This window comes from Bacteroidota bacterium (assembly GCA_018698135.1).
Lineage (GTDB): Bacteria > Bacteroidota > Bacteroidia > CAILMK01 > JAAYUY01 > JABINZ01.
Genome location: JABINZ010000275.1, coordinates 1 through 6,612, shown reverse-complemented (window position 1 = coordinate 6,612; position 6,612 = coordinate 1). Strand labels below are relative to the sequence as shown.

The following is a 6,612-nucleotide window of genomic DNA, read 5'->3' as shown; positions in this document are numbered from 1 at the left end:
TAGGAACGGAGCGCTTAATTTTGAGAGTGTTTTCTTGGAAGTTAGTTGATATAGAATTAATTGATAATCTGTATCAGGCCAAACCATATGAGGTTTTTGCACAATACTAACAAAGTCTATACCATGTTTGTTATCCAAATTTATAGGTATGGACCTTTGCATGGGGCGACTAAACCATTGCTCTGTTCCTTCAAATCCCTCTATTTGAAATGGTTGAAGGTAAATATATGATGATTTGCCAACAACAGTAAAATATCCAGATCCATCATTGAGAAATACGTGAAGTCCTGAATGTCCGTCTTCCTCAAAGCCTGCTCCAGTGGAATCCACAATATCAATGCTGCCATTATTATCGACATCTAACAAATATAAATTCCCTTCGCCAGATCCATCATCAGGTTTTATAATATTCAAATCAGAACGTTTTGAATTGTCAATTCGCATGGTGGTTTCATCAATAAATGAACCATCCCCTTGATTTACAAATATTTGAATTGCTCTACCGACATAGTATGGAATTGCTCTTGTTTGTCCTATCAAAATATCTTTATAACCATCCCCATTGATATCAGCTGAATTGGCAAAATTATGTTTGGTATTGGTGCCAAACAGCCCAGTTGGTAACAGCTGAGAATTTCGATCTGAAAGAAGGGGTTTACCTTTACTAATCAACGAATATGAGTTTGAACCAGTTTCATCATCATGAAATACAATAAGGTCACCAATGCCATCATTATCAAAGTCATCAATTAACGAGGACATCATATAGTTAGCTGATGGAGGAGAATTTCCTTGATTTTTAGCCTCCTTGGGTAATTGACCGAGAACATTAGTAAAATTACCGACCCCATCATTCAAAAAAAGAATGCCACCTGCATAAAAATCGATATCTGAATCTCCATCAATATCGCCCCAGGATAAATCATGAGCAAATTTGAAGCCATCAGGCAATCCACCATTTTCTTGACCTTCAATATTCCCTGTAGCGTCGTATAATTTACCATCCTTTCCACTTAATAAAAGTAGATTCGGTTCGAATTTATTGGTATATGTCCCATCTGGGTTTCTTTTAATCATACCCATACCACCAGCCAGATAATCGTCTAATCCATCAGAATTAAAATCTGCAACAGCTGTCCTATATAGCATATGTCTTTTAATATTAGTGTAATCTTTAACAAGGTCATCTGACCTGTTCAATGTGCCTTTACCGTCATTTAAATAAAAAATAGGTTTTGAAGGTGTATCAACTCTATCTATTGTATGAGGAAAATAAACTACAGTTGTAACCAAATCCTCAAATCCATCCCCATTGAAATCACCAGTCTGTGCATTGTGGACATTATCGATACTAAAGATTCCATCCTCACCATTACAGTCATTAGGAGTTGGATAACAAACTGTTTGGGTGTAGGATTCAGTAATCTTAAAATAATCCATGCCAAAGTTGTCAATTTTAAAATAATCATTCTCAGTTAATGCATTTGGGGAAATATTGTATGGTGATAGATTCACTCCTGAAACTAAAGAAACAATAATACCTGAACAGCAGCAGCACGTTAGTACAGCGTTTATAATTTTTCTCATCGTATCGCGTTCCTAACTCATAAGTTTTAGCTTTGTCATATATTATTAATTGATTAACAAGCTATTGCTGCTCATTTTTTATCATTGAACAAAATTAATTTAACGTCCCTTTAAACCATAACAAAGTTCTTGTTATAGTTGAACCAAGGTTATCTTTCCAAAACCACCAATCCGCATTTTCAGAAAAGTAGGTAGAAACAAATTCTTTAATTCCATCGTTGTCCATATCAATAGGACATAATTTTTCTCCTCCCTGCCAAAATGTAAGATTATTCATTGCTTTTTCAGGTAAGGTATTAAAGTATCCGGAACCATCATTGATAAAAAGAACTTCATTGTTTTTCACTACAGGTCCATTAAATGTCGCATACTGACTAACAATGAGATCAATATGACCATCATTATTAATATCCTCCAAAAGAAGTATTCTAATCCACTGATCAGTTTCTTTAATAGGAATTCTGTAGCTTTCATCATAGAATGTTTTACCATCCCCACTATTAATTAGAACCTGCAAATGTCTTGAAAAACCATCCATGGGGTCATGTTTGGTCTGAGATAAAATTATATCCATATAACCATCATAATTTAAATCAGTTGACCATATACCAACTGTATAAACTTTATTGTTATATTTTTTAAAAAAAGATGATTTGGGTAGTTCAATATGACTTGAAAAAGCTCCATCTCCATCATTGAAAAATAACTGGTCTGGAGCGTTATTTCGCCCAACAATTAGATCTAAATCACCATCAGTATCAACATCTACGAACTCAGCTACCCATTGAGTTATATAATCACCATTAGCATTCGGTTGTTTAGGATTGGCTACTTTATCCCATGTTGAATATAGTTCTTTATCAATTAACATTTCGGGATGACTGGTGAAATTACCAGTTCCATCATTAATTAACAGTTCATGAACATTTGTTTCAAGAAGTGATACTATGAATATATCAATATCACCATCACCATCAACATCACCCACAGACATGCCGTGTTTAAAAGAAGCTGCTCCATTTTTCCCTACTGAACCAGAGTTTAGTTGATCAGAAGCATTATACATTCCGTTGTTATCAGAAAGTAAAAGTACAGCCTCTTCCCCCAAGAAAGGAGGACTTTCGTCACCAGTTCCAATAACTAATAGATCATCTCTTCCGTCACCGTTAAAATCTGCGATCTCCCACTCACATGGGTGTATCATGTATGGAAATTCGCCTGATATAAAACTATCATCCTTTATAAAAGATGTTCCACCTTGGTTAATAAAAAACATAAATGGATTATCATAAACTTGAAACGGAGCTCCTGGTGCGCCGTTCATTAATACTATATCTTTAAATCCATCATTGTTTATATCAATAGGTGCTATATGTAATATTTGAGCAGCATTTTCAAATTCAATATGGTCTGTATATTTATATTGAATCTTATTAACTTGATCAGTAAATCCCTTGATTATTATAACGTTTGAATAATCACCTTCACCCCCGCCGTTGTATGATTTGACTGCAACATAATAAGTAAAATCTTTGGGTAAAGTTGTCTGAAGTTTGGTTGATAGTCCCATATCAATTTTATTAAGAACAGGATTGGAATAATCAGCATAATAAAGATTATACCCCCAAGATCCAGGAACTGATGTCCAATTTAGATCAATAGTTTGTCCAGAGTTTGTCATTGTAATTTTTGATTCTGATGGAGAAGCAATAATTGGTTTGCTACTTAAAAACAACATAATCATGACTGTTAATAAAAGTAGCCCTTTTGTTTTCATAATTTCTCCATATTTACCTTGATATTCAGGGAATAAAATATCTCTCTTAAAATTTTATCATTAGACCGTAGCTTTTCGTCCCAGTTTCTCAAAAGGATTGGTTTTATCGTGTTTAATAAATTAATCATTAATACCTTCATCAGTCAAACAAAATACATCCCTATAGGTATAAACCCCTATTTTTAATACGTTACACTTTATTCCTTGAAATCTCCTCCCCCAAGTGCAATAAAACCAATAACAAACCCAGTTCCATATTCGACATAACCTGAAATGGGAGATTCTCATGTATCTATCTGAAGAGAAACGAGCGGAAATCAGGAAATGTATTGAAAATCAGAAATCTAATTCAGAATTCAATTCCGGAAAAAATAAAGAGAATCGTACTCAAGAGTTTCACGATACAGTTGGGGAAAGGAAAGTTTCCCAGATTTTATTTGACGCCAGGGATGGGAGGGAAGTGTTTACACCGTTTAGGTAAAGGAAAAAATATGCATATCAATGAGCTCAGAGAATATCAACTTGAATTTGAAAAAAAAAGACCAGAATTTAAAAAAAGGTTTAAAAAAATCTCACTGCTTAGAGATAGATTTGTAAGAGGTTATAGTGTTCTCAAAATCCAAAACTTGAAATTAGATGAATATATAGTTGGAAAAGGTGAAAAAACGTTTTGCAATCGCATCGAAAACGAACTGAATTTATGGGGGAATATGCATGGGAGCCCGTCCAAAAAGTTTGGTATATATTTCGGTGTCCTCGGAGACGATCAAACCCGAAAATACAGAATAGGAAAAAAAGATTTTGGTGATGATATACAAGTTGCTTTCTATAATGTGAAACAAGAAATCATCAAACTGATTAATGACGGTAAATCTGAAAATTATGAATCACTAAAATCCAACTTAATTTCCCCTATGTTTAAAGGGAAAATCTTATCGCTGTACTATCCAGAAAAATATCTAAACATCTTATCAGCAAAGCATTTAGACTATTTTATTTCTTTTCTTGGCATTGAAAATTCATCCAAATCTGAGTTGGATAAACGTTCCTGTATAATGAATTTTAAGAACTCAGATTCTGTCATGAAAGATTGGTCGATGTTAGAAATCAGCAAATTCCTTTATAAATCTTTTGGTAATCCAAACGATGAGACAAAGGATAAAAATCTACCAGATGAGTTAAAAGGACTAAAATTAAAAGACTTCCCTCCAATTGAAAAAATTAGAAGTGAAGTTGTTGATTTAAATATCTGTGAGTTTCCAGGAAAAAAGAAAAGTCGAAAGAGGAATAGAAAACCTGATTATGAGCGACAATCGAAAAACGCAAAAAGGATTGGAGACCGAGGTGAGCAAATTGTCCTAAAATTCGAAAAAGATTTTTTAAAGCAACATAGTAAAGTTCGTTTATCCAACAAGGTTAAACACATTTCAAAAAAGGATGATCGTGCCGGTTATGATATATTATCGTTTGACATTAATGGGGATGAAAAATTCATAGAGGTTAAATCAACTCAGAACCCAATTGGAAAAGGTCAGATTCAGATTACTGCTAATGAGTACAACATTTCTCAAGAGCTTTCTAATTATTATATTTACGTGGTTTATGATGCTGGTGGACTGAACCCGAAGATTTGGAAAATTAAAGCTAATGATCTTTTCAAAAATAAGCATGTTAAGCTAATTACAGTACTATATCGAATCGAATTAAAAACTGAAAAAATATGAAAACCATAAACAGAACATCAATAACCATCACCCCAAAGCAACCATACATTGACTGGGCGAATAGCTTTGAAGATGCAGAAAAATATGACACACCTCATGCGACAACGATCTTAATTCCCGATAAATATGATGAATTCAATTATGAAAACTATTTAAAAAAGGTTTTTATAATAATATTTGAAGAAGAGCTTGAATCCTGGATGGTGGACCCAAATAATTGGCCAAAGAAAAGAACCTATAAAATTTTTAAAAAATGGTTTGAAGTTATTTGTTCAGATATGACATGGGATTATGGAGTTGGAGATATTGAACATGATGAGTATTGAAAATTTAACAAATTTGAATAAAACATGAGGAGGTAAAACATTTAATTTAATGACCTATGTTCAGGTAGTTCAATCATTGGTCTATGTGTCTTTCTAATTGGTTATGTACCCCCTTTGTTTGATTTGATTAAATATTTTGTTAATTCAAAATTTTATTTCATGATGAAGGAGGTTTTTATGGAATCAATTATCATTTTGATTTGTATGGTGGTGGGGACTGCACTTCTGGGGCGTATGTTTCCAATATCATAGAGGAAGAATGAAATCGACGATTGAAATTACTGTTTATATATAGGAGTAAGTGCATGGAGGAGATCTTTTTCCTCCAGCGCCCCACCAAGCGAAAATATTTATTAATTCAACAATTTTTATTTCACCAAAGGTGAACAAATGATTGACGAAGTTCAACATATTTTTGTAGACGAATTCGGGAATCCAAGTTTAGAAACCCAAAAGTCAGCTGTCACAGATTATTTTATTATTGTTGCCACTTTAATTTCAGATCCTGACCTTGCAAATGTCGAAGTTTTGGTTGAAAAGGTTTCAAAAAAGTATTTTCAAGGAAGTGAAATTAAATCGAGCAATGTGAAAACTGATAATCGAAGAATAAAAATTCTCCAAGATATTAGTGAATTAAAAGCTAAGTATTATGTTCTGGCAATTGATAAGAATCAAATCGATAAAAAATCAGGTCTAATCTATAAAAAATCTTTTCTTAAATTTTTACATGGAGTTCTTTATAGACAACTATTTGAAGTTTACCCGAATGTCAGGATTATTGCCGATGAACATGGATATCCAGAATTTATGGAAGGTTTTAAAAAATACGTCAATAAAAACCACATTCCAAATTTATTCGAGAGATCCTCTTTTGATTTTGCAAACAGTAAAGAGAATAGCTTAATTCAAATTTCTGATTTTATTGCAGGCACCCTTGCAAGGGTCTTTGAACCAGATAAACGTTCAGATGAATCGAATAATTTTCTAAAAATTATCGGGGAAAATATCATTTGTATTGATGAGTGGCCAATAAAAAGTAATCCATTCACAGGGAAAATGGATATTAGCACCTCGGAAGGTGCGCCTACCCCCAATCTTAGACCACGAGACAAGATTTCTTAAGTGGAAAATGCGTGTCCTTGTTTCGTGATATAGGCGACCATTGAACCGCCTGTTTTCCTGTTGCCGTTGGTACTTT

Annotated in this window: 5 protein-coding genes; 3 read left to right on the top strand and 2 right to left on the bottom strand. The window is 33.4% G+C overall.

The features are described from left to right. Both HOG71_17060 and HOG71_17055 read right to left on the bottom strand, forming a co-directional pair. A partial coding sequence (locus HOG71_17060) for a VCBS repeat-containing protein (protein MBT5992558.1) occupies positions 1–1,587 on the bottom strand: 1,587 nt, incomplete at its 3' end. Positions 1,588–1,681: 94 nt separating this feature from the next. Next, positions 1,682–3,364 (bottom strand): hypothetical protein, encoded by a 1,683-nt coding sequence (locus HOG71_17055; GenBank protein ID MBT5992557.1) that lies wholly within the window; start codon positions 3,362–3,364, stop codon positions 1,682–1,684. A gap of 491 nt (positions 3,365–3,855) precedes the next feature. On the opposite strand from HOG71_17055, the gene HOG71_17050 reads away from it, so the two are divergent. The 3 genes from HOG71_17050 (at position 3,856) to HOG71_17040 (ending at position 6,536) form a co-directional block, all read left to right on the top strand. Next, the gene (locus tag HOG71_17050; protein MBT5992556.1) at positions 3,856–5,088 is read left to right on the top strand and encodes a DUF3883 domain-containing protein; all 1,233 of its coding nucleotides are present in this window, start codon (positions 3,856–3,858) and stop codon (positions 5,086–5,088) included. After that, positions 5,085–5,414, top strand: a complete 330-nt coding sequence (locus tag HOG71_17045) for a hypothetical protein (GenBank protein MBT5992555.1) — start codon at positions 5,085–5,087, stop codon at positions 5,412–5,414. Before HOG71_17050 ends, HOG71_17045 begins: the two co-directional genes overlap by 4 nt. 390 nt (positions 5,415–5,804) lie before the next feature. Further along, positions 5,805–6,536: a DUF3800 domain-containing protein gene (locus HOG71_17040; GenBank protein ID MBT5992554.1), complete on the top strand. Its 732-nt coding sequence runs from the start codon at positions 5,805–5,807 to the stop codon at positions 6,534–6,536. Positions 6,537–6,612 lie beyond the last annotated feature (76 nt).

Excerpts from the sequence above, each read along its gene's own strand:
- HOG71_17040 (MBT5992554.1), top strand. The coding sequence starts at position 5,805 with ATGATTGACGAAGTTCAACATATTTTTGTAGACGAATTCGGGAATCCA.
- HOG71_17045 (MBT5992555.1), top strand. The coding sequence starts at position 5,085 with ATGAAAACCATAAACAGAACATCAATAACCATCACCCCAAAGCAACCA.
- HOG71_17055 (MBT5992557.1), bottom strand. The coding sequence starts at position 3,364 with ATGAAAACAAAAGGGCTACTTTTATTAACAGTCATGATTATGTTGTTT.
- HOG71_17050 (MBT5992556.1), top strand. The coding sequence starts at position 3,856 with ATGCATATCAATGAGCTCAGAGAATATCAACTTGAATTTGAAAAAAAA.